Source organism: Aminobacter sp. Y103A (assembly GCF_030294925.1).
Classification (GTDB): Bacteria; Pseudomonadota; Alphaproteobacteria; order Rhizobiales; family Rhizobiaceae; genus Aminobacter; species Aminobacter ciceronei.
On the sequence record NZ_AP017986.1, the window covers coordinates 2,004,000 to 2,025,110 of the forward strand.

The 21,111-nt window shown below is 65.5% G+C and carries 20 protein-coding genes; 14 read left to right on the top strand and 6 right to left on the bottom strand.

From position 1 onward, the window contains the following. From Amn_RS09680 to rarD, 6 genes are all read left to right on the top strand, one after another. Complete coding sequence (locus tag Amn_RS09680; protein WP_182574405.1) at positions 1 to 495, top strand: GFA family protein; 495 nt, start codon at positions 1 to 3, stop codon at positions 493 to 495. After that, positions 492 to 965, top strand: a complete 474-nt coding sequence (locus Amn_RS09685) for a GFA family protein (protein WP_286296571.1) — start codon at positions 492 to 494, stop codon at positions 963 to 965. The genes Amn_RS09680 and Amn_RS09685 overlap by 4 nt, the downstream gene beginning before the upstream one ends. Then, complete coding sequence (locus tag Amn_RS09690) at positions 962 to 1,438, top strand: GFA family protein (protein WP_154385074.1); 477 nt, start codon at positions 962 to 964, stop codon at positions 1,436 to 1,438. Before Amn_RS09685 ends, Amn_RS09690 begins: the two co-directional genes overlap by 4 nt. Further along, positions 1,435 to 2,397, top strand: a complete 963-nt coding sequence (gene pip, locus Amn_RS09695; RefSeq protein ID WP_182574406.1) for a prolyl aminopeptidase — start codon at positions 1,435 to 1,437, stop codon at positions 2,395 to 2,397. Before Amn_RS09690 ends, pip begins: the two co-directional genes overlap by 4 nt. Before the next feature lie 235 nt (positions 2,398 to 2,632). Next, complete coding sequence (cimA, locus tag Amn_RS09700) at positions 2,633 to 4,246, top strand: citramalate synthase (RefSeq protein WP_286296574.1); 1,614 nt, start codon at positions 2,633 to 2,635, stop codon at positions 4,244 to 4,246. 118 nt (positions 4,247 to 4,364) lie between these two features. Then, positions 4,365 to 5,282 carry an EamA family transporter RarD gene (gene rarD / locus Amn_RS09705; protein ID WP_286296576.1) on the top strand — a complete coding sequence of 306 codons (918 nt, stop codon included), beginning with the start codon at positions 4,365 to 4,367 and terminating at the stop codon, positions 5,280 to 5,282. Positions 5,283 to 5,434: 152 nt separating this feature from the next. Here the strand turns inward: rarD and Amn_RS09710 are convergent, their stop codons facing one another. Next, the gene (locus Amn_RS09710; protein WP_067964119.1) at positions 5,435 to 6,046 is read right to left on the bottom strand and encodes an LOG family protein; all 612 of its coding nucleotides are present in this window, start codon (positions 6,044 to 6,046) and stop codon (positions 5,435 to 5,437) included. A 110-nt stretch (positions 6,047 to 6,156) separates the two neighbouring features. Here Amn_RS09710 and Amn_RS09715 point away from each other — a divergent pair, with 110 nt between their 5' ends. From Amn_RS09715 to pssA, 5 genes are all read left to right on the top strand, one after another. Next, positions 6,157 to 7,614, top strand: a complete 1,458-nt coding sequence (locus tag Amn_RS09715; RefSeq protein ID WP_154385077.1) for a LysM peptidoglycan-binding domain-containing protein — start codon at positions 6,157 to 6,159, stop codon at positions 7,612 to 7,614. A 67-nt stretch (positions 7,615 to 7,681) separates the two neighbouring features. Further along, a complete protein-coding gene (locus Amn_RS09720; RefSeq protein ID WP_182574410.1) occupies positions 7,682 to 8,017 on the top strand; it encodes an ArsR/SmtB family transcription factor in 336 nt (111 codons plus the stop codon). A gap of 14 nt (positions 8,018 to 8,031) precedes the next feature. Continuing rightward, positions 8,032 to 9,930: an ABCB family ABC transporter ATP-binding protein/permease gene (locus Amn_RS09725; protein WP_286296582.1), complete on the top strand. Its 1,899-nt coding sequence runs from the start codon at positions 8,032 to 8,034 to the stop codon at positions 9,928 to 9,930. Positions 9,931 to 10,119: 189 nt separating this feature from the next. Further along, entirely contained in the window at positions 10,120 to 10,818 is a 699-nt protein-coding gene (locus tag Amn_RS09730) for a phosphatidylserine decarboxylase (protein ID WP_286296586.1), read from the top strand. Next, positions 10,818 to 11,648: a CDP-diacylglycerol--serine O-phosphatidyltransferase gene (gene pssA / locus Amn_RS09735; protein ID WP_286296587.1), complete on the top strand. Its 831-nt coding sequence runs from the start codon at positions 10,818 to 10,820 to the stop codon at positions 11,646 to 11,648. The genes Amn_RS09730 and pssA overlap by 1 nt, the downstream gene beginning before the upstream one ends. A 416-nt stretch (positions 11,649 to 12,064) precedes the next feature. On the opposite strand, the gene Amn_RS09740 is transcribed toward pssA, so the two are convergent. Then, positions 12,065 to 14,284, bottom strand: coding sequence for an AMP-binding protein (locus tag Amn_RS09740; RefSeq protein ID WP_286296589.1), 2,220 nt, complete (start codon positions 14,282 to 14,284; stop codon positions 12,065 to 12,067). Positions 14,285 to 14,844: 560 nt separating this feature from the next. Between Amn_RS09740 and Amn_RS09745 the strand changes: the two genes are divergently transcribed. Then, complete coding sequence (locus Amn_RS09745; RefSeq protein WP_067964104.1) at positions 14,845 to 15,096, top strand: hypothetical protein; 252 nt, start codon at positions 14,845 to 14,847, stop codon at positions 15,094 to 15,096. A gap of 281 nt (positions 15,097 to 15,377) precedes the next feature. Here the strand turns inward: Amn_RS09745 and Amn_RS09750 are convergent, their stop codons facing one another. Further along, positions 15,378 to 16,286 (bottom strand): DMT family transporter, encoded by a 909-nt coding sequence (locus Amn_RS09750; RefSeq protein ID WP_286296590.1) that lies wholly within the window; start codon positions 16,284 to 16,286, stop codon positions 15,378 to 15,380. 131 nt (positions 16,287 to 16,417) lie between these two features. Here Amn_RS09750 and Amn_RS09755 point away from each other — a divergent pair, with 131 nt between their 5' ends. Next, positions 16,418 to 16,924: an OsmC family protein gene (locus Amn_RS09755; protein ID WP_286296591.1), complete on the top strand. Its 507-nt coding sequence runs from the start codon at positions 16,418 to 16,420 to the stop codon at positions 16,922 to 16,924. A 138-nt stretch (positions 16,925 to 17,062) separates the two neighbouring features. On the opposite strand, the gene Amn_RS09760 is transcribed toward Amn_RS09755, so the two are convergent. The 3 genes from Amn_RS09760 to Amn_RS09770 form a co-directional block, all read right to left on the bottom strand. Then, positions 17,063 to 17,689 carry a hypothetical protein gene (locus tag Amn_RS09760; protein ID WP_286296593.1) on the bottom strand — a complete coding sequence of 209 codons (627 nt, stop codon included), beginning with the start codon at positions 17,687 to 17,689 and terminating at the stop codon, positions 17,063 to 17,065. Positions 17,690 to 17,774: 85 nt separating this feature from the next. Continuing rightward, positions 17,775 to 19,541, bottom strand: coding sequence for an SLC13 family permease (locus Amn_RS09765; RefSeq protein WP_286296595.1), 1,767 nt, complete (start codon positions 19,539 to 19,541; stop codon positions 17,775 to 17,777). A 184-nt stretch (positions 19,542 to 19,725) separates the two neighbouring features. Then, positions 19,726 to 20,472 (bottom strand): SDR family NAD(P)-dependent oxidoreductase, encoded by a 747-nt coding sequence (locus tag Amn_RS09770; protein WP_067966857.1) that lies wholly within the window; start codon positions 20,470 to 20,472, stop codon positions 19,726 to 19,728. A gap of 198 nt (positions 20,473 to 20,670) precedes the next feature. On the opposite strand from Amn_RS09770, the gene Amn_RS09775 reads away from it, so the two are divergent. Continuing rightward, complete coding sequence (locus Amn_RS09775; RefSeq protein WP_286296599.1) at positions 20,671 to 21,093, top strand: DoxX family protein; 423 nt, start codon at positions 20,671 to 20,673, stop codon at positions 21,091 to 21,093. Positions 21,094 to 21,111: the final 18 nt, after the last annotated feature.

The following is a 21,111-nucleotide window of genomic DNA, read 5'->3' on the forward strand; positions in this document are numbered from 1 at the left end:
ATGAGCCTCGACAACAGGCCGCATTATTCCGGCGGGTGCCAGTGTGGCGCCGTGCGTTTCCATGTCGACGGCAAGCTCGGCGCCGCCTCGGTCTGCCATTGCCGCATGTGCCAGAAGGCGTTCGGCAATTTTTATGCGCCGCTGGTTTCGGTGCATCGCGACTCCAGGCTCGTCTGGACGCGCGGCGAGCCGAAGCGGTTTCGCTCGTCGAATTTCGGCCTGCGCGGCTTCTGCGGCGACTGCGGCACGCCGCTGACCTACGAGGCACCCGACGGCGTGGCGCTGGCGATCGCCGCCTTCGACGAGCCGGAGGAGATCGCGCCGACGATGCAGTGGGGGCTCGAGGGCAAGCTGCCCTATGTCGACAGCATCCACGGGCTCGAGGGCTATTCGACCGAAGAGGACCCTGACGCTGCCGACTTCGTCAACGACATCGTCTCGTTCCAGCATCCCGACCACGACACCGAGACCTGGCCGCCGGAGGAGCGCACATGACCGTTACGACAGGCGGTTGCCAGTGCGGTGCCGTGCGCTACCGCATCGACCAGGCGCTGGAGAATGCGCATATCTGCCATTGCCGCATGTGCCAGAAGGCATCGGGCAACTACTTCCAGCCGCTGGCGCGCACGCCGAAGGCGACGTTTTCGGTGACGCGCGGCGAGATCGGCTGGTTCCGCTCGTCCGACATCGTGCGCCGCGGCTTCTGCCGCGACTGCGGCACGCCGCTTCTGTTCGACGTGATCGACCGTGACACGATCAATGTCGTGCTCGGTGCGCTCGACCATCCCGAAGCGGTGAAGCCGACATTCCAGTGCGGATCGGCCGAGAAGATGCCATGGTTCGGCGGACTCGACACGGTCGAATTGTCAGACGATGAAACCGCCTGGTACGCGGCGGTTGCCCCTTCGAACCACCAGCACCCCGACCACGACACTGAACAATGGCCAGCGGAGAAAAGGTCATGACCGAGACTGCAAGGACAGGCGGCTGCCAGTGCGGCGCCGTCCGCTTCCGTATCCACGGCGCGCTGGGGCGCAGCTCGATCTGCCATTGCCGCATGTGCCAGAAGCAGTTCGGCTCGTTCTTCGGCGCCTTCGTCGCTGTGCCGGTGGATGGCGTCGAGTGGATCCGCGAGGAGCCGAGCTACTTCCAGTCGTCGATCAACATATCGCGCGGCTTCTGCCAGCGCTGCGGCACGCCGATGGCCTACCGCCACGCGGAAGGCCTCGAGCTGTCGATCGGCTCGTTCGACGACCGCTCCGACCTCGCGCCGACGATCCAGATCAATCATGGTTTCCGCCTGCCCTGGGTCGAGACGATCTTCGACCAGCCGGTGCTCGACAATCCCGACTATTACCAGCGGCAGGAGCAGATCATCTCCTTCCAGCATCCCGATGAAGAGACGGCCCATTGGCCGGAGCATGGACTGAAGATATGACGACTGAACTGCGCGGCCTCTATCCCGAGATCGAACCCTTCGACAGCGGCATGCTCGATGTCGGCGACGGCCATCAGGTCTACTGGGAACGTTCGGGCACCAAGGGCGGCAAGCCGGCGGTGTTCCTGCATGGCGGCCCGGGCGGCGCGACCTCGCCCAAGCATCGCCGCCTGTTCGACCCCAAGCTGTACGACATCATGCTGTTCGACCAGCGCGGCTGCGGCAAGTCTTTGCCCAATGCCTCGCTCGACGCCAACACCACCTGGCATCTGGTCGCCGACATCGAGCGGCTGCGCGAGATGGCCGGCCACGACACATGGCTGGTGTTCGGCGGCTCCTGGGGCTCGACGCTGGCGCTCGCTTATGCCGAGACGCATCCGGATCGCGTCAGCGAACTGGTGGTGCGCGGCATCTACACGCTGACCCGCGCCGAGCTCGACTGGTATTACCAGTTCGGCGTCTCCGAAATGTTTCCTGACAAATGGGAGCGTTTCGTCAAGCCGATCCCGGAGGCCGAGCGCGGCGACATGATGGGCGCCTACCGCAAGCGCCTCACCGGCGACGACCGCAAGGCCAAGGTCGAGGCAGCTTTGGCCTGGAGCCTGTGGGAAGGCGAGACGATCACGCTTCTGCCCGACCCCGACACGTCAGGCAAGTTTGGTGAGGACGACTTCGCCGTCGCTTTCGCCCGCATCGAGAACCACTATTTCGTCCATGCCGGCTGGATGGAGGAAGGCCAGCTGATCCGCGACGCCCACAGGCTGCGCGACATTCCCGGTGTCATCGTCCATGGGCGTTATGACATGCCGTGCCCGGCCAAATATGCCTGGGCACTGCACAAGGCCTGGCCCGAGGCGGAGTTCCACCTGATCGAGGGCGCCGGTCACGCTTATTCGGAACCGGGCATATTGGACCAGCTGGTCCGGGCGACCGACAGGTTTGCAGGGAAAACGTCGTGACCGCTTCCGCCCTACGTTGCCCCCCTCTGTCCTGCCGGCCCCCACAAGTGGGGAGATCAGCTGGTATGCCGGCTTTCGCCAATCGCCGGCGTTGCAGGACGGAGCGAGGCGTCAATACTGCCGATCTCCCCCCTCGTGGGGGAGATGTCCGGCAGGACAGAGGGGGGCGCCAAAGGGCGCTGGCCCCCAAGGACAGACGGGGGTGCCATAGGGCGCTAGCCCACAAGGTGTTGCCATGAAAGAACGCATCTATCTCTTCGACACGACATTGCGCGACGGCCAGCAGACGCCGGGCATCGACTTTTCCGTCGAGGACAAGATCGCGATCGCGGCGATGCTCGACGAGTTCGGCCTCGATTATGTCGAGGGCGGTTATCCCGGCGCCAATCCGACCGACACCGCCTTCTTCCAGGAAAAGCGGACCAGGCGGGCGAAGTTCGTCGCCTTCGGCATGACCAAGCGGGCAGGCGTCTCTGCCTCCAACGATCCGGGCCTGGCAACCTTGCTGCAGGCCAAGGCCGACGGCATCTGCTACGTCGCCAAGAGCTGGGACTACCATGTCCGCGTCGCCCTCGGCGTCACCAATGAGGAAAACCTTGAAACGATCCGCGCTTCGGTCGAGGCGGCGCGTGCCGCCGGCCGCGAGCCCCTGGTCGACTGCGAGCACTTCTTCGACGGTTTCAAGGCCAATCCCGACTACGCGCTGGCCTGCGCGCGGACGGCCTATGACGCCGGCGCGCGCTGGGTGGTGTTGTGCGACACCAATGGCGGCACCCAGCCGTCGGAGGTGCGCGACATCGTCGCCCAGGTGATCGCCGCGGGCATTCCGGGCGCCAATCTCGGCATCCACGCCCATGACGATACCGGCCAGGCGGTGGCCAATTCGCTGGCGGCGATCGAAGCCGGCGTGCGCCAGGTGCAGGGCACGATCAACGGCATCGGCGAGCGCTGCGGCAACGCCAATCTGGTCACCATCGTCCCGACGCTGGCGCTCAAGCCGCATTTCGCCGAACGTTTCGAAACCGGCGTCTCGGCCGAGGCGCTGGCGGGCCTTTCCAGGCTGTCGCGCGCTTTCGACGAATTGCTCAACCGCGCACCGGAGGCGCAGGCGCCTTATGTCGGCGCATCGGCCTTTGCCACCAAGGCAGGCATCCACGCCTCGGCGATCGTCAAGGAGCCGAAGACCTACGAGCATGTGCCGCCGGAGACGGTGGGCAACCGCCGCAAGGTCATGGTGTCGGACCAGGGCGGCAAGGCCAACTTCATCGCCGAGCTCAGGCGGCGCGGCATCGACGTGCCCAAGGATAGCAGCCGGCTCGATGCGCTGATCGCGGTGGTCAAGGAGCGCGAGGCCGAGGGTTATGCCTATGAAGGGGCGGATGCCAGCTTCGAGCTTCTGGCGCGCGGCATGCTGCACAGCCTGCCGGATTTCTTCCGGGTGACCTCGTTCCGCTGCCTCGTCGAGCGCCGTTTCGACGCCAATGGCAATCTCAAGACCGTGTCGGAAGCCGTGGTCAAGGTGATGGTCGACGGCGAGGAAAAGATGTCGGTGGCCGAAGGCGACGGCCCGATAAATGCACTCGACATCGCCTTGCGCAAGGATCTCGGCAAGTTCCAGGACGAGATCGGCGACCTCGAGCTCGTCGACTACAAGGTGCGTATCCTCAATGGCGGCACCGAGGCGATCACGCGCGTGCTGATAGAATCGCATGACTCGACCGGCGCCCGCTGGTGGACCGTCGGCGTGTCGACCAACATCATCGACGCCTCGTTCCAGGCGCTGATGGATTCGATCATCTACAAGCTGATGAAGAACCGCGAGATGGCCGGGCTGGTGGCGGCCGAATAGGCGCGGTGAGCGATGATGGGCCAGCCGCAGCGGCTGGCCCTGTCGATTGATCCATCAACGAAAAGCGGGTGGACCATCACTATTTTGAAATGGCATGCGCTGGCGGGCGGGCGCATAGGTGCCCGCCATGAGCACCAACACGCCTGCGATTTCCCGCGACGAAGCCACCCGCGGCTTCCTGTTTGCCCTGTCGGCCTATCTGATGTGGGGCTTCCTGCCCTTCTACATGAAGGCGGTGGCCCATATTCCGGCGCCCGAGGTGATCGCGCACCGCATCACCTGGTCGATCCCGATTGCAGCGTTGCTGTTGTGGTGGCTCGGCCGCACCTCCGACATCAAGACCGCCTTGCGCACCCCGCGCACTTTGGCGATGGGCACGCTGACGGCGACGCTGATCACCATCAACTGGGGCGTCTATGTCTGGGCGATCGGCAATGACCGGGCGCTCGAAACCGCACTCGGCTATTACATCAACCCGCTGTTTTCGGTGTTTTTGGGCGCTGTCGTGCTCGGCGAGAAGCTGACGCGGGCGCAGATGGTGGCGATCGGGCTTGCGGTGATCGCGGTGGCACTCCTGACCTGGGAAAGCGGCGGCTTGCCCTGGGTGTCGATCGTGCTGGCGCTGTCCTGGGGTTTTTACGCGCTGTTCAAAAAGACGCTGCCGATCGGCCCGGCGCAGGGCTTCTTCCTCGAAGTCCTGATCCTCGGCATCCCGGCGCTGGTCTACATCGCCTATCTCCAGAGCAGCGGCGCCGGGCATTTCGGCACCACCGGGATGACCGACGTCTGGCTGATGCTCGGCTGCGGCATCGTCACCGCCGTGCCGCTGATCCTGTTTGCCAATGGCGCCAAGCTGCTGCGCATGTCGACCATCGGCATCATGCAGTACATCGCGCCGACGATGATCTTCGTCATCGCCATCTTCATCTTCAGGGAGCCGTTCTCGAGCGAACGCGCGGTTGCCTTCGCCCTGATCTGGGCGGCACTGGCGATCTATACCTGGTCGATGTTTTCCGAGCGCGCCAAGAACGGCTGAGGTTCAGGTGAGGCCGGCCTGCAAATGGCCGTTGCCTGCGCTTCCGGTATTCGCGTACCCGAACGTACGCTCCGTTCCGGTTCTCGGTAACGACCATCTTTGGCTCGGCCTGACCTGAAACAGGCCGAGCGTGGTTCGATCCGACCGCGAACCTACATCTTGTCGATGACCGACTGGACGCCTTCGGTCGGCGTGGAATCAGCACCCGCGGCGACCATGATCGCCGAGACCACCGCTTCCGGCTGGTCGACGACAAGCGGCTGGACCAGATGCGAGGTATGGACGAAACCCTCTGTCTTCATATGGTCGAGCAGCGTCAGCATCGGATCCCAGAAACCCTTGACGTTGGCAAAGACGATCGGCTTGCGGTGATGGCCGAGCTGGGCCCAGGTCATGATCTCGACGATCTCCTCGACCGTGCCGATGCCGCCGGGCAGTGCCACGAATGCGTCCGATTTCTCGAACATAAGATGTTTGCGCTCGTGCATGTTGTCGGTGACGATGACTTCGTCGAGCTTGGTCAGCGCGCTTTCCGTCGCTTCCCTGTTCATCAGGAAGCGCGGGATGATGCCGGTGACCTTGCCGCCGGCGCGCCGCGCGCCATCGGCGACAGCGCCCATGATGCCCTTGGTGCCGCCGCCATAGACGAGCCGGACGCCGGCCTTGGCAATCGAATGGCCGAGCAGGTGCCCGGCCTTGATGTAGACCTCGTCACGGCCCGGCGAGGAGCCACAATAGACGCAGATGGATCGAATCTTGTTCATCGGCTGATTGGGTATTGCCTCCACAGGCAGGGTCAAGCCCGAACCGGGCTTTTTCTTGTCGCTGCCGGCAAAACAAGGTATGCCCGGCGGGCGGCTAGGGGCAGAGGAATATGGCGATCAATCCGTTGAAGATTTTCCTACTCGCAGCAGGTGGCTCAGCCGCTGCTGCGACCGTTGCATATGTGTCGGGAGCACTCGATCCCTATCTGGCGCCACCGGCCGCGATCGCGTCACTGCCGGCACCCGCGACAACGACGCCGACGAGCGACAAGCCCGCAGATCCGGCCAAGCCGGCAGCCGGCGCAGAGACGCCTGCCGCGGTCGCGCCGGCACCAGCAGCGCCTGCCGCAGCCGCTGCCGTGATCGCCCCGTCCTTCGACGTGGTGCGTGTCGAAAACAACGGTTCCGTGGTCATCGCCGGCAAGGCCGCCGGCAATTCCAAGGTCGAGATCGTTACCGGATCGAAGGTCATCGGTGCGGCGGTTGCCGGCGCTGACGGCGATTTCGCCGTCGTGCTCGACGATCCGCTGAAGCCGGGCGACTACCAGATCGTGCTGCGCGCAACCGCGCCCGACAATGTCGTGGCGACCTCGACGGAGACAGCGGTGGTTTCGGTGCCGTCCGATCCGGGTGGCCAGGTGCTGGCCCTGGTCGAGGAACCGGGCAAGCCGGCGCAGCTGATCACCGTGCCGAAGCCGGCTGACGCGCCGGCGGCGCCGGCCAGCGGCGAGCAGCAGGCCAGCGCGCCTGCGACCGCCCCCGCAGCAGAACCCGCACCGGCCAAGTCGGCCGCGCCGGCAGCGGAGATCAAGGTCGCCGTCGAGGCCGTCGAGATCGAAGGCAAGAAGATCTTCATCGCCGGCTCGGCCGATGCCGGGCGCAAGGTGCGCGCCTATGCCAACGAGATCCTGATCGGCGAGACGCAGACCTCGCCCGAAGGCCGCTTCCTGATCGAGGCCGAGCGTGAATTGCCGGTCGGCGACTACATCATCCGCGTCGACGCGCTCGAGCCGAACGGCGCCAAGGTCGTCGCCCGCGCCGCCGTGCCGTTCCAGCGCGAGCCGGGCGAGGCGGTGGCAGCGGTCGCGCCGCAACCGACGGTATCAGCAGCGCCGGCCGTCGATGCAACCGCGCCCGCAGCCGCAGCCGCACCCGCTGCTGAATCAACGGCCGAGGCCAAGACGGCGATGGCGGGCGAAGTACCTGCCAAGCCTGCAGACCCGGCTGCCGAAGCGACGGCAACTGCTCCGGCCGCCACGGCTACTGCCGACAAGCCGGCTGAAGTCGCCGCCGCACCTGTTGCGCCAGAGACCACGGCGCCCAAGCTCGAAGCCGTCAATGGCGCCGTCATCATCCGTCGCGGCGATTCCTTGTGGCGCATCTCGCGCCGCGTCTATGGCCACGGCGTGCGCTACTCCAACATCTATCTCGCCAATCAGGACCAGATCCAGGATCCGGACCGCATCTGGCCGGGCCAGGTGTTCCGCGTTCCGGAAAAGTCGAAAGAGGGTGAGGCCGCCAATATGGGCGCCATGGGCGAGCAGGCGATGCCGGCGCCCAAGCCGTAAGTGCCGGGAACGGTTTTCCGCTTTCCCGGTTGATTGGAAAGAGTTCATCGTCTATCGTCGATAAACGATGAATTCTTTCTCCTCCCCGCCATCCTGCTGCAGCTCCGTCACCGACGTGACGCAGAAGCTTGCCGCGCTGTCGCATCCGGCGCGGCTCGAAATCCTGAAATGCCTGGCCGGCGGCAGGTCATGCTGCTGCAAGGAAGTGGTCGAGCATCTCGACCTCGCCCAGTCGACAGTCTCGCAACATCTGAAAATCCTCGTCGAAGCCGGTCTGGTGCGTTACGCGCCGGAGCGGCAGCGCTCGCGTTATGAGATCGACCAGGCGGCGCTGCGCGCCGTCTCCGTGTCGGTCACGGCGCTGGTCGACACCTTTTGCGCCGCCGGCGGCGCGCACATCTAATCAAGGCAAGCACAGTGGCCAGCAAAACCGTATCCGCCGAACGCGGCTCGACCTTCAGCACGATCAGGAACCTGTGGCCCTATATGTGGCCGGAAGACCGACCCGACCTCCGGGCGCGGGTCATCTGGGCGACGATCTTCCTGTTCGTCGCCAAGCTGACCCTGGTCGCCGGCCCGTATTTCTTCAAATGGGCGACCGATGCGCTCGCCGGCGACCAGCGTTCGCCTTTGCCGCTGCCGGCCTTCCTGGTGGCGCCGGTGATGCTGGTGATCGCCTACAATGTGGTGCGCATCGTCCAGCTCGGCTTCAACCAGCTGCGTGACGCGCTGTTTGCCCGCGTCGGCCAATATGCGGTGCGCCAGCTTGCCCACCGCACCTTCGTGCACATGCACCAGCTGTCGCTGCGCTTCCATCTCGAGCGCCGCACCGGCGGCCTGTCGCGCATCATCGAGCGCGGCACCAAGGGCATCGAGACGATTGTCCGTTTCACCATCCTCAACACCGCGCCCACGGTGCTGGAATTCGGCCTCACCGCCGGCATCTTCGGTTTCGCCTATGGCTGGAAATATGTGGCCGTGGTGGCCGCGACGGTGTGGCTCTACACCTGGTTCACCGTCTGGGCGAGCGACTGGCGCATCGGCATCCGCCGCGAGATGAACGATTCCGACACCGACGCCAACACCAAGGCGATCGATTCGCTGCTCAATTTCGAGACGGTGAAGTATTTCAACAACGAGGCCATGGAGGCCGAGCGTTTCGACCGCTCGATGGCGCGCTACGAGACGGCGGCGACCCGCATCTGGACCTCGCTTGGCTGGCTGAATTTCGGCCAGGGCGTCATCTTCGGCATCGGCATGACCATCGTCATGGCCATGTCGGCGATGGAGGTGATGGCCGGCACCCAGACCGTCGGCGATTTCGTCTTCATCAACGCCATGCTGATGCAGCTGTCGGTGCCGCTCAACTTCATCGGCTTCATCTATCGCGAAATCCGCCAGGGCCTGACCGACATCGAACAGATGTTCGACCTGCTCGACGTCAGCCAGGAGGTGACGGACAGGCCGGATGCCAAGGCACTCGTCGTCGGCACCGGCCGCGTCGAGTTCCGCGACGTGCATTTTGCCTATGACCCGAACCGCCAGATCCTGAAGGGTGTCAGCTTCGAAGTGCCGGCCGGCAAGACGGTGGCGATCGTCGGTCCCTCGGGCGCCGGCAAGTCGACGATTTCGCGCCTGCTGTTCCGCTTCTACGACATTCAGCAGGGCGCGATCCTGATCGACGGCCAGGACATTCGCGACGTGTCGCAGCAGAGTCTGCGCGGAGCGATCGGCATGGTGCCGCAGGACACGGTGCTGTTCAACGACACCATCGCCTACAACATCCGCTATGGCCGGGTGAACGCCGACGAGGAGGATGTGCGCAAGGCAGCCGAGCTGGCGCAGATATCGGGCTTCATCCAGCGCCTGCCGGACGGCTACAAGGCGATGGTCGGCGAACGCGGCCTGAAGCTGTCGGGCGGCGAAAAGCAGCGCGTGGCGATCGCCCGCACCATCCTCAAGGCGCCGCCGATCCTGATGCTCGACGAGGCGACCTCCGCACTCGACACCCAGACCGAGCAGGAAATCCAGAGCGCGCTCGACCTGGTTAGCAAGGGCCGCACCACGCTCGTCATCGCCCACCGCCTGTCGACGGTGATCTCGGCCGACGAGATCATCGTGCTCGCCGATGGCGGCATCGCCGAGCGCGGCACCCACGCCGACCTGCTGGCGCAGGGCGGGCTCTACGCCTCGATGTGGGATCGCCAGCGCGAGGCGACCGAGGCCGAGGAACGCCTGCGCCAGGCCCGCGAGGGCGACGAGCTCGGCGTCGTCGTGCGCCGCCGCACGCCTGAGGTGACCAACGACGCGGAGTGAGCCGCCGGCTCGCTAGCCGGCTGAGACGAACAGCCTGCCATGATCAGGCTCGCATGATCATTTCTCATGCGAGCGGCGACAGCGCCGTTTGCCGCCGGCGATAGCGGTGGGCGCCGGCAATGCCGCGTTGCGGCTGACGGTCGTTTCCGGTAAGCACTCCGGGACTTCAACAGCAACGGCCTCCACTTCATGAGCATAGCCGACACGATCCGCAACGCCTTCGTTCCGGTCCATCGCGAGGGATATCCCTTCATTGCCGGATTTGCGGCTGTTGCCGTCCTGCTGGGCTTCTTTTCTACTTCGCTGTTCTGGATCGGCGCGATCCTGACGGCCTGGTGCGCCTATTTCTACCGTGACCCAGAGCGTGTCACCCCCGTTGACGACAGGCTGGTGATCAGCCCGGCCGACGGCGTGGTGTCGGCCGTCGGCCCCGCCGTGCCGCCGCGCGAACTCAATCTCGGCACCGCCGAGATGACCCGCATCTCGGTGTTCATGAATGTCTTTTCCGTGCACATCAACCGCGCCCCGGTGCGTGGCAAGATCGTCCGTATCGAGCACCGTCCCGGAAAGTTCCTCAATGCCGAGCTCGACAAGGCAAGCCAGGAAAACGAGCGCAACGGCATCGTCATCGACAGCCCCAACGGCCAGGTGGCGGCGGTGCAGATCGCCGGCCTCGTCGCCCGCCGCATCCTGTGCTGGGCCGATGTCGGCGGCAACATCGCCGTTGGCGAGCGTTTCGGCCTGATCCGCTTCGGTTCGCGCGTCGACGTCTTCCTGCCCACCCATGCGGTTGCCCGCGTTTCCGTCGGCCAGACTGCGGTCGCCGGCGAAACCGTGCTTGCCGAATTCGGCGGCGCCAGCCATCCGCCGCTGGTGCGGGTCTCCTGATGGTCGCGCCCTTCAAGCCCTTTGAACCGCATGGCAGCGGCGGCCCGCGCATTCGCGAGATCCCGCTGCGCATGGTGCTGCCCAATCTGATCACCGTGCTGGCGATCTGCGCCGGCCTGTCGGGCATCCGGCTCGCCTTCGAGGGCCGCTTCGAATCGGCCGTCGTGATGGTGCTGCTGGCGGCCTTTCTCGACGGCATCGACGGCCGCCTGGCGCGCATGCTCAAGGCGACCTCGCGCTTTGGCGCGCAGATGGACTCGCTCGCCGACATCGTCAATTTCGGCGTCGTGCCGGCGCTGGTGCTCTACGCCTACCTGCTCGACAAGGCCGGCTCGCTCGGCTGGATCGCGACGCTTTTGTTTGCCATCGCCATGGGGCTGAGGCTGGCGCGCTTCAACGTGCTCGACGAAGATCTAGACCGGCCGGCATGGCAGGCCGAATATTTCGTCGGCGTGCCGGCGCCGATCGGCGCCATCACCTTGATGCTGCCGATGTATCTCGGCTTCCTCGGCCTCGAAGGCACCCGAAACGCCGCCTACATCGCCACCGTTTTCACCATTCTGGTCGCCTTCCTGCTGGTCAGCCGCTTGCCCGTCTATTCCGGCAAGAAGCTGAAGATCAAACGCGAGCACCTGCTGCCTGTCATGCTTTTGGCGGTGTTCTACGTGCTGCTTCTGACCGTCTATCCCTGGCAGACGCTGACCGCCTCGGTCGGCGCATATCTGATCTTCCTGCCGCTCAGCGCCAGCGCCTATGCGCGCCGCTCCAAGCTCGAAGCTGCTGCGGCTGCTGCCGAAGCGGCTGAAACGCCCGCCGAACCCAAGGCCTAGTCGGGACAGTTTTGAGCCGTACCGAAGCGACGTCGCTGAGACCCTAGGATTCATTCCGTGATGCTGCAGCAGTGCACAGACGGTTGAGAAAGCCTGCACTTTCCTCCACCCGGATCACGCCCTTTACCCTCACGGCATGGATCCTCGGGTCAGGCCCGAGGATGACGAAGCGGGGACGTTGCCGGCTATTAGGAAACGTCGCAGATTGGCGGAGAACGCCACCTGCCTTCGTCATCCTAGGGCGGAGCAGGAGCGCAGCTCCGTCGCGGAGACCCTGGGATCCATGCCGTGACATTACCGCCAGGCTCACGCCGTCACGAACGTGTGTTCTTTCTCAACCCCTGCATAACATTCCTCACCCTCACGGCATGGATCCTCCGGTCAAGCCTCTGGGATGACGAATTGGAGGTCCTGCGTCAGGCCGCCAGCCCGAGCTGGTCGAGCGCCAGGCGGCGGGCGGCGACATAGTCCGTCTTGCCCGAGCCGAGCACCGGGATTTCATGCACCTTGATGATGTCGTGCGGCACCATCAGCTCGGTGGCGCCGGCCTGCTTGCCATGGAGGCGCAGGGCCTCGGCATCGGCATTTCCGGCTGTCGTGACCAGCACGATGCGCTCGCCCCGGCGCTTGTCGGGCACGGCGACCGCGGCGTGGCGCTGTTCCGGCCACAGCGCCTGGACCAGCATCTCGACCGCGCCGAGCGACACCATTTCGCCGGCGATCTTGGCGAAACGCTTGGCGCGACCCTTGATGGTGATGAAACCCTCGCGGTCGACCGAGACGATGTCGCCGGTGTCGTGCCAGCCGTCGAGCGGCTGCAGTTCGCCCGGCCGGTCCGATGTCATGTAGCCCATCATCAGATTGGGGCCGGTGAGCCAGAGCTGGCCGCCCTCGGCGACGCCCTCGACCTCTTTTAGGCGCATGCGCATGCCGGGCAGCAGCCGCCCGACGGTGCCGTCGCGGCCATGCGTCGCCGTGTTGACGGCAACGACGGGTGCGGCCTCGGTCAGGCCGAAACCCTCGATGATCTCGGCATTGAAGCGGCTGCGCCAGACCCGGCGCGTCTCCGCCCTGACAGGTTCGGCGCCGGCGACGACAAAACGCAGGCTGGAAAAATCGCCGTCCTCGGCGGTGCGGGCATAGGCGGCGAGGAAGGTGTCGGTGCCGAACATGATCGTCGGACGGATCTTGCGCGCGACATCGGGAATGATCTTGTAGTGCAGCGGCGAGGGGTAGAGGAACAGCCTGATGCCGGTCAGAAGCGGCAGGATGGTGCCGCCGGTGAGGCCGAAGGAGTGGAACACCGGCAGCACGTTGAACAGCTTGTCTTCTGGCGAGATGCTGATGCGCGCTTCGGCCTGCATGGCATTGGCGACGAGGTTGCGGTGCGACAGCACCACCGCCTTGGGCGTGCCCTCGGAGCCCGAGGTGAACAGGATGACGGCCGGCTTTGACGCATCCTGTGGCGCAAGCGGCCGCGACCATTGCAGGGCGGCCGTCAGCTTTTCCTGCGTCGTGACGCTGTCGCGCAGCTCTTCCAGCCAGACGATCTTGGCGCCGGCCTGCTCGGCAGCAGTGACGACGTCGCCGAGATCGGCCTTCTGGACGAAGGCGCGTGACGAGACGATGGTCGCGATCGCCGCTGTCTTCACCGCCGAGGCGACATTGGCGGCTCCCGCCGTGTAGTTGATCATCGCAGCGACGCGGCCGGCCGAGATCAGGCCGAGCATCGCAAGCACCACGCCGTTGGCGTTGGGCAACAGGATGCCCACGGCTTCGCCCTGTTTGGACATGGCTTCGAAGCGGCTGCCGAGCACGCGCGCGCCGACAAGCAGCTTGCGGTAGCTGAGCGCGCCGCTGACGACATCCTCGACGATCGGCTGCGACGGGCCGTAGCGCCCGGCAGCGTCGACCATTGCGCCGAACACGCCCCTGTCGAGATCGGTGCCGGCAAGGCGGGCCTCGGCGAAGCGGTCGAACAGGGCGTTGGCCGTCGTCGTCTGGCTGTAGCCGGCGCGCTGCAGCAGCTCGGCCATGGTCATCGGGGCAAGGGCTGATATGCGGAGGCGCTGGAACCAGTGGCGCGGCGCCCGTTCGGCCGGCGTCAGCGAAAACGGCAGGTGGCGGGCGCCGCTGACGAAGATCGGCACGATGCGCGCGTCGGCCTGCATGGCGATGCGGGCGACGGCGCGGAACAGCCGGAAGGATTTGACGTCGGGCTCGACGGTGTCGGGCAGGTAGACGGCGAGGCGGCCCTTGCCGCGCAACACGCGAACCAGCCGGCGGCTGACGAAGACATGCTCGGCGTTGAAGGCGATGGTGCGGCCAAGCTCGCGCCACGGCTCGAGCCAGAACGCCTGGGCCGAAGCATCGTCGAGGATATGCAGCGTCTGATCGGGCAGCAGCGACAGCATCAGCGCCGGTTCGAGGCGCGACTGGTGTGAAATGACATAGATGACGGGCGCTTCGGCGTCGCGGGCCTGGATCAGCGCGCGGTCCTCGATCCGGTAGAGCAGCTTGAGCGGCAGATAGAGCAGCGCCTGGCGGAAGCGGATGCCGCGTCCGTGCATCAAGACGCCTGATGCAAGCATCCATGCCGCAACGAAGCCGAGCACAATTGCACTGGCCAGGACCATGCCGCACCTCCCAATGCACGCGAAGCCCACCGCGCGCATCGAAACTAGACGATGACGGCGCAACGTCAATGCGCATCGTCATCCCGCCACCCCCGCTGCCATCAGGCCCGCTGCCGTCGGGCCTTGGCACCAGGACAGGAAAAAGCCGGTCTTGCGACCGGCTTGAAGCAGAGGGACGGGTGGAGGGGATGGGGGGATGGGGCAACCCGTCCTGAGCCCAACAACGCGGTCGCTAACATTTGGTTCCACGTCAATCATGCTTTTTGTGATTCTTTTTCGATCGGGCCGGGCAGGGGGCAGTTCTCGCCGGCTGACGGTATCCTTCTGCGCAGCCGGAAGTGCGCTGCCGGCGAGCGGCGACGATGGGGCCTGATGTGTTCGAGCATCTGGTTTCGGGCGCAACCAGGACAAGCTGCTCACCTTTACCGGATCGCTTGCAGTATTCGGCATGACGTATTGACCGCGACCCTCGCCAAGGCGATGTTCATATTAGACCGTGCTCGTAAGTCCGTGTTTAGTCGCGCCGCTCCTGCCAACTTAGAAAGGCGACGGAGGCCCTGATGCCCAATACTCTAGACAGACAGTATGTTGAGGATCACCTAGGCGCTCACAATTACGAGTCCTTCGGGCGCAGCATTGTTGCGGCTGTTCTCGAAGAGGCGCTGGAGCAAAGAAGCCGGGACGGCGGAGGAGACCTGAAGTTCAAGGTCGAGACCAAGCTCGAAGCGACATCCTCCGGCTGCACCTGGCTCATCATGATCGTCAATGGCCGGCGGATCAGGATCCATCAGCCACCCATTACCAGCTTCTAGTCGTTCTGGCCCGGAAGCGGGCTGTATCAGGCGACGGCAGGCACCAAGCGGCGCGTCCTGTCGCGAACCGCCATATCGATGCGGTCGTCGCGCCGGTCCAGGCAGAGAAGCAGCCGAGAGACGGAGAACGTGCCCGTGCCGGAGGTCGCGACCGCCGAGGGTCGGGCAGGCGGCTGTGTTCGTGCGAGCAAACAGGGCTCTTTCTTCCACCCGCTCCGCATTCCTCCGCACGCCTCACATTCCTCACCTTCACGGCAGGATCTCGAATTGCCACTGGCTGTCTACCTCGTTTCACGGCGGAATTTTCCGCCAGTCTCGAACCGTTCAGCCAAGCGGGCGTCGCGCCAGGCGTGCCAGAACACCGCGCCAAGCACGACGGCGCCGCCGAAAAGGCTCGCAGTCGGCGGCAGCTCGGCCAGGAACAGCCAGGCGAAGAAGATGCCGAACGGTACCTCGGTCGTGCCGAGCAGGCCCGCCTCCGCTGCCGGAATGCGGCGCGCGCCTTCGGTCCACAGGATGACGGCAAGGGCGAAGGTGAAGCCGAAGAAAACGAGCGGCGCGATGCTCGACCGTGGCACGGTGAGCGGATCGCTCAGAAGCCATGCCGGGATCACGCCGAGAAAGGCGGAAACGGCCCCCGCCCAGACGACGGAGGCGTTGCGGAACCGCCTGACGAGGGCGGCGTAGAAGGCAAACAGGCAGGTCATCATCAGCGCCAGCGCATCGCCGAAGGCATGGCCGCCGCCGAGGCCGGACCAGAACATGATGGCGACGCCGGCGAGGCACACCGTCGCTGCCACTGCCGTCTGGCGCCGGAACACCTCGCCGGCGATCACCCAGGCGAAGAGGGCGACGACGAACGGAACGGTGGCGTAGATGACCACGACATTGGCGACATAGGTGTTCTTGAAGGCGGCGATGAAGGCGACGCTGGAGATCGTGCCCAGCACGGCCAGCAGCCAGCCCTGCCAGCCGAGATGCAGGCTTTCGCCCGTGCCGTTTCGCCGTCGCCACAGCACATAGGCCGATATCAGCATGCCGCCGATCAGCCCGCGCCAGGAGGTGATGGTCAGGGGATCGGCGTCGACCGACTTTGTCAGGATGCCGGCAAGGCCGAAAACGGCCGCCGATGCTGCCACAAGCAGCATGCCGAGCCGGTGCTGCGCGGCGGTTTCGCTTGCTGTCGTCATCCTCTTTTCCCGGTCAGGGGCCCAGTCTGTCGGGTCCAGCCTATCCCAGGGCACTGCCAGCCTGCTGTCAGCAGGCCGGCATGCTAGGGTGGCTGCCAGGATGGTACGCCACGTCGACCGGGAGGAAAATGATGGATGCTGCTGGGTTGAAGGCGCTGCAGGCGCCGATGAAGGACGCCTATCGCGCGGATGCCGGGCGCGCGCTGATCACGCTTCGGGCGCGCGGCGCCGTCGACGAGCAGTCGATTTCCTGCAAGGTCGACACCGGCAAGGCAATCGTCACCGCCGGGCTGCACCCGGCGACGGGCGGCAGCGGAATGGAGCTGTGCTCGGGCGACATGCTGCTCGAGGCACTGGTCGCCTGCGCCGGCGTGACCCTGAAGGCGGTGGCGACCGCACTCGAGTTCCGCCTCGGCCAGGCAGTGGTCTCGGCAGAGGGCGACCTCGATTTTCGCGGCACGCTGGGCGTCGCCAGGGATGCGCCGGTCGGCTTTCGCGCCATCCGGCTTGCCTTCAAGCTCGACACCGACGAGCCGCAGGAGCGCATCGATGCTCTGATCAGGCTGACCGAACGTTATTGCGTGGTGTTCCAGACATTGAACGTCCGGCCGGAACTGAGCGTTTCGGCCGAACGCTAAGGTTCGGGACGTACAGTTGCGCCGACCCCTTGCGGCGAACGTTGACGCCCGGCGCGCCTCAGATGTGCAAAGGCTCACCGGGTGGCGGTGAGCCTTCACAGATCAGCTGTTCCAGGCGCCGCGGCCTGACGCTTGCCATCAGTTGGCGGCGAAGCAGAAGAACATGCCGTCGCCGCCGGTTCCCTTCAGCGCCTCCTGGCTGCAGCCGCCGCGCGAGGCATGCGACGAGTTCCACGACTTGGCGGCGGCGGAATCGTCGAGGCCCATGCGGTCGTGATGGCCCATCATCGCAGCACCCTCGGTGCCGTCGAGGGTCCAGTCGCCGCAGGTCTGGTCGGCGATGCGGGTGCCGTCGGGTTTGGAACCGGTCAATATGTCGTGCTTGTTGGGCTGGTCGCCGCGGCCATTGATGGTGTTGCCCTTCTCGTCGAGGGCGGTTTCCTTGTTGATGTTGTTGGCGTCGCTGTGCAGCGACGCCACGTCGTCGGCGATCTTCTGGCCCTTGGCGTTGACCCATGGTCCCTGGCCGATGCGGTCCCTGGCGTCGACGTCCTTGGTCGAGAGATAGGCGTGCCAGGTCTTGCCGGTCGAGCCCGCGGCCTCGGCCAGGCTTTGGCAATGGGCGTCGGCGCCAGCGAGGCCGCCGAGATTGGCGCCCTTGCCGATGCCGCTGCTGGTGACGAAGAAGCTCATCGTGGCGTCCTGCGCGCTGGCCGCCGACAGGCCTGATAAAAGCAGCGCAGACATCAGAAGAATGCGTTTCATCGCGTGGTCCTCCCTCATTTTCTTGATTTGAGGGCCGCAAAACTAGGACTGGCCGAATTCACCGGCCAATCACGCTTGCGTGTCGCTACATCGGCCAGACCAGCATCAGCATCGGCACGGCGACGACGATGACCAGCAGCGACAGCGGCAGGCCGAGGCGCGGATAATCGGAGAATTTGTAGCCGCCGGGGCCCATGACAAGGGTGTTGCACTGGTGGCCGATGGGGGTGAGGAAATCACAGCCGGCGCCGATCGCCACCGCCATCAGGAAGGCTTCGGGGCGGAAGCCGAGCGTGGTGGCAAATCCGGCGGCAATCGGTGCCACGACGAGCACGGTGGCGGCATTGTTGAGGAACGGCGTGACCGCCATCGCCACGACCATGATCAATGTCAGCGCCCCGGCGGGCGGCAGCGTCGAGGCGAATTCGGCGAGCCAGGCCGAGATGATGTCGGTGGCGCCGGTCCGGCGCAGCGAGTCGCTGACCGGGATGAGGGCGGCGAGCATCACCAGGATCGGGCCATCGATGGCGCCATAGACTTCGCGCAGCGGGATGACGCGAAACAGCACCATGGCGACAGCGGCGGTGAAGAAGGCGAGCGGCACCGGCAAAAGGCCAAGGGCGGTGGCGCCCATCGCAGCAACCAGAATGGCGAGGGGCACGACGCCGCGCCTGACGCTGCCGAGCAGGATCGGGCGCTCGGCCAAGGGCAGGCAGCCGAGCTCGCGCAATATGTCGGGCATCGTCTGCGGGTTGCCCTGCAGCACGACGACGTCGCCGAGGCGCAGGATGACGGCGCCGAGCCGCTCCTGGATGCGTTCGCCCTTGCGGCTGACCGCCAGCAGGTTGACGTTGAAACGGTCGTAGAGCGCCAGGCGTTGTGCCGAGCCGCCGATCAGGGTCGAGTGTTCGCCGATGATCGCCTCGACGGCGGTGGCCGCATGCTTGCCGCCGGCGGAATCACGGCTGCCGGTGACGCTGAGCTTGGACTGGGTGACGATGCGGTCGAGCGCTTCAGGGGCGCCCTCGATCAACAGGATGTCGCCCTCGCGCAGCACGACGTCGGGGAACGGCGTCACATGCAGGGCGCGCGAGCGCAGGATAGAGGTTACCACCGCGCGGCTGCCGCCGAGCTTCAACAGGTCGGCCAGCGACTTGCCGACGACGGTGGAGTCGGCGACCAGGCGGGCCTCGGTGACGTAGTTGTTGACGTCGAGCGCCTCGTGGATCGAGGCCGAGGCGCGGGTGCGGATCGGCAGGAGCCAGTAGAACAGCACCAGGAAGACGAGGCCGGCGACGGCAAGTGCTGCGCCGACAGGGGTGAAGTCGAACATCGAGAAGGCGTCGCCGGTCATGTCCTGGCGCACGCGCGACACGACGATGTTGGGCGAGGTGCCGACCAGCGTCATCAGCCCGCCGAGCAGCGAACCGAAGGCCATCGGCATCAGGAAAACCGAGGGCGAGGTGTTGGAGCGGCGGGCGAACTGGAAGGCGATGGGGATCATGATCGCCAGCGCGCCGATGTTCTTCACAAAGGCGGACAGGATGGTGACGATGATCACCAAAAGCGCCAATTGCGCCCTGACGCTCGAGACGTCGGGGGCGAAGCGCTGGATGGCATATTCCATGATGCCCGAGCGCGCGACGCCGGCGCTGACCAGAAGTGCCGAGCCGACGATGATGACGATGTCGTCGCTGAAGCCGCTGAACGCGTCGGCCTGCGGCACGATGCCGATCGCAACCGCTGCGATAAGTGCGCCGCAGGCGACGAGATCGTAACGGAACCGGCCCCAGACGAATGCCGCCATCATCAGCGCTATGACGGCGAAGGACATCAACTGGTCGGTGGTCATGCGGCCGATGTCCCCCACATCAGTATAGAGCGCCCGGGCGCCTGGGCATAGAGCGCCCGGGCGGGCACTTGCAAGACTTTCGTTCCACGCATCGCTGCGATGCGCTCAAGCAGTGGTCAACGCGACGGCGGCAACATCGTTGCCGGCATCGCCGCTAGCCGCAGCGACGCGTCGCGCGGAAAGATCAGGCCGGCTTCTGGTGCGAAACCCAGCGCTGCTCGCGGATCTGGTAGATCTGGCCGGTGCGGGTCAGCGCTGGGTCGACCATGCCAAGGATGTGGCGCGCCGTCTCAGACGGATGGGTGACGGTCGCCGGATCCTCGCCGGGCACGGCCAACGCCCGCATCGCGGTGCGGCTGGTGCCGGGGTCGAAGATGTTGACGCGCAAGGCGGTGTTTTTGGTCTCGTCGGCCCAGGAGCGGGCGAGCGCCTCGACGGCGGCCTTGGAGGCGGCATAAGGCGCCCAGAAGGCGCGTGCCGAATGGGCGGAGCCGGAGCTGACGATGACGGCGCGGCCGGCATCCGACTTGCGCAGCAGCGGGTCGACAGAGCGGATCAGGCGCCAGGTGCCGGTGACGTTGACGGCCATGACCTTGTCGAAGACCTTGGCTTCGACATGGCCGATGGGGGCGATGACGCCGAGCACGGCGGCATTGGCGACCAGAATGTCGAGCTTGCCCCAGCGGTCGTTGATCGAGCTGCCGAGACGGTCAATGCCGGCCATGTCGGTGAGGTCGAGCGGCACCAGCGTCGCCTGGCCGCCTGATGCCTTGATCTCGTCGTCGAGCTCTTCCAGCCCGCCGACCGTACGCGCCACGGCAATCACATGCGCACCCGCCGCGGCAAGCTGCTTGGCCGTGTTGTAGCCGATGCCGCGCGATGCGCCGGTGACGAGCGCGATGCGGCCGGAGAGGTCGGGAGTGGTTGTCATCATGGCATCCAGTTCGATCTTGTCGGTCCGCAGCCTGATAGGACGATTTTGTCCCGAACAAAACCCCACGCGTCCGGAATGGATGCCGCAGGCGCCGGCGGCGGGCCTTATTTCTCGCCGCCGCCCTATTTCCTGCCGACGATGTCGGGAATGCCGGCCGGTATCCGTCCTAGGGATGAAACCCTAGAGGAGGACATGATGGGCAGAAGCGTTGCAATCCTCGTGGCCAGACTGATCTTCGCCGGCGCCTTCGGCATGGCGGCCTTGTTCAAATTCGCCGGAATGACTGAAACCGCCGCCTATATCTCGGCTGCCGGCTTTCCTTTTGCCTTGCCATTGGCATGGCTGGCGGCCTTTTTCGAACTCGGGCTTGTGCTGGCCTTCCTCACCGGCGCGTTCTTTTCGGAGGCGGCCCTGCTGGCCGGCGCCTATGTCGTTTTCCTGGCCTTCGCCTTCCACGGTCCGTCGCACTGGCAGGGAAACCCAGCCGAATTCGGCTTCTTCGTCGATCACTTCACCTTCCTGGCCGGACTGCTTTACGCAGCCGTCCACGGCCCGGGCGAGCGGCTGTCGCTGCGGCAAGGCTTGATCTGGAAGGACAAGGCTGCTTCCGCGCATTGACGCGGAAGCATGCTGAAG